This is a genomic window from Rhodococcus sp. (in: high G+C Gram-positive bacteria), from assembly GCF_049286785.1.
In the GTDB taxonomy this organism is placed as follows: Bacteria; Actinomycetota; Actinomycetes; order Mycobacteriales; family Mycobacteriaceae; genus Rhodococcus_F.
In genome coordinates, this window is the sequence record NZ_JBAQEO010000580.1 from 1 (window position 1) to 2,281 (window position 2,281).

General features: G+C 67.1%; 2 protein-coding genes. One reads left to right on the plus strand and one right to left on the minus strand.

All coding sequences use genetic code 11. The annotated features are described in order from the left end of the window. Positions 1-1,070: acyl-CoA dehydrogenase family protein (locus WAW17_RS21130; protein ID WP_422334869.1), on the minus strand; the 1,070-nt coding region annotated here is incomplete at its 3' end. Positions 1,071-1,179: 109 nt separating this feature from the next. On the opposite strand from WAW17_RS21130, the gene WAW17_RS21135 reads away from it, so the two are divergent. After that, positions 1,180-2,271, plus strand: coding sequence for a CaiB/BaiF CoA transferase family protein (locus tag WAW17_RS21135; protein WP_422334870.1), 1,092 nt, complete (start codon positions 1,180-1,182; stop codon positions 2,269-2,271). Positions 2,272-2,281: the final 10 nt, after the last annotated feature.

A 2,281-nucleotide genomic window follows, 5' to 3' on the forward strand; every position in this document is an offset into this window, starting at 1 on the left:
GCGTATGCGCGGGAGATCGGGTATTCGTCCATGTATCCGTTACCGCCGTGCAGTTGCAGGCACGCAGTGATCACGCGATTCTGCAACTCGGTACTCCACCACTTGGCCTTCGCGCCGAGCGTGGCGTCGAACGTGCCGTCGTTGTAGGCGAAGACGCTTTGCTCGAGAAAGGTGCGGGTGATATCGACCTCGGTGGTGAGCTCGGCGAGCCGAAACCGAGTGTTCTGGAAGTCGATGATGCGCTCCCCGAACGCCTTTCGTTCGCTGGTGTATCGGATCGTCCAGTCGAGGGCCGCTTCTGCGGCGCACAGGGCGCGCCACGCGATGGACAGCCGCTCCAGGGGGAGCTGAGCTGTGAGGTGGTGGAATCCCCTGCCCTCCTCGCCCACCAGGTTGCCCGCCGGGACGCGGACGTTGTCGAAGGCGATCTCGGAGGTGTCCTGGGCGTGCAGGCCGAGCTTGCGGAGCTTGCGTCCGCGGGTGAAGCCTTTCGTCGTGGTGGGCGCCAGGATCAGCGAGAGTTGCGGTCGCCCTTCGCGTTCGCCGGTCCGCGCGGCAGCCAGGACAAGGTCGGAGGAGAACCCGCTGGTGATGAAGGTCTTCGAACCGTTGATCACCCATTCCTGACCGTCGCGCACGGCAGTGGTCTTCATGCCGCGCAGATCGCTGCCAGCGGCCGGTTCGGACATGGCGATCGAGGCCACGACAGATCCGTCGGTCATCTCCGGGAGCCACTGCTTCTTCTGCTCGGGAGTTCCGAAAGTGGTCAGGTACGAGGCGACGATGTCCTCGTTGATCGAGAATCCCGAGGCGAGAGCGGCCGCGCCCACGCGGGCCAACTCCTCCTGGACCACGCATCGGAATCGATAGTCCCGCATGCCGCCCCCGCCGAACTCCTCGGGCACGCGGATCCCGAGGATGCCATGGGCGCCAGCGGACTTCCACACGTCCCGTCCGGTGCTGCGTTCATCCTCCCACCGGTCGAGGTTGGGTGTCACCTCCCGGTTGACGAATTCGCGGACGATGTCGCGGAACGCCTCGTGGTCGGCGTCGTAGAAGGGCTGGGGCATGGGGAGACTCCTGGTTCGTGTATCTGTCCGCCGGAAGCCGGCTTGTCGACGATGGAGGGCGTACGCTTCAATGTACCGACTGAACGGTCCAACGCAAGGGTGGTACGACATGAAATCTCCGGCGCCGCTGCGCGGCCTGCGGGTGGTTGAATTTCTCGGGTTGGGACCAGCGCCATTCGGCTGCATGCTCCTGGCCGACCTGGGCGCCGAGGTATTGACGCTGCGCCGTCCGGGCGCGGAAATCCCTGCGCTGGTGCGCAATCGCCCGACCCTCGAGGTCGATCTGAAGGACGAGCGGACACGGGCCGCCGTCCGCGAGATGATCGCCGCCGCAGACGTCCTCGTCGAAGGGTTCCGTCCGGGCGTCATGGAGCGACTGGGGTTGGGGCCGGACGAGGCGACTGTGGTGAATCCGCGACTGGTGTACGCGAGGATGACCGGCTGGGGTCAGACCGGGCCGCTCGCCGCGACGGCGGGACACGACCTCAACTACATCGCGTTGACCGGTGCGCTGCACCTGGCGACCCGCCGGGGCGGGAGCCCGGTGCCGCCCGCAAACCTGCTCGGTGATTTCGGGGGCGGCGCAATGTATCTGGTCACCTCGATTCTGGCGGCGCTCTTCGAGCGCGACCGGTCGGGGCAGGGTCGCGTCCTCGACGTCGGCATCGTGGACGGCACCACCTACCTGACCTCGATGCAGCACGAGTACCGGGCGACCGGCCGCTGGTCGGACGCGGCGGGAACGAATCGACTCGACACCGGAGCTCCGTACTACGACGTCTATCCTTGTAGCGATGGGAAATTCGTTGCGGTCGGCGCCCTGGAGGACCCCTTCTTCGCCGACCTGTCGGAAATCCTCGGGCTGGATCCGGCGCTCGCCGAGACGCGGCACGACCCCGAATCGTGGCCGGCACTGCGCGCCGAGATCGCAGCGGCGCTGCGATCTCGTACCCGAGACGAGTGGACCCGGCGTGCGCAGCACACCGATGCCTGCTTGACACCGGTACTCAGCCTGGCCGAGGCGCCGACCCATCCCCAGGTCGCCGCGCGCGACATTCTCGTCGCCAACGGTGACGACGCGTGGACACCCCGGCTGCCGTTGGGTTTCGAGATCGAACCGGTCACCGCGGCCGAGATCCTGCTGGCGTGGGACGTCACCGACCCGAGTGCGGTCGGCGCCCCCGTCGACGTCGAGCGGTGAGCATCCCTGG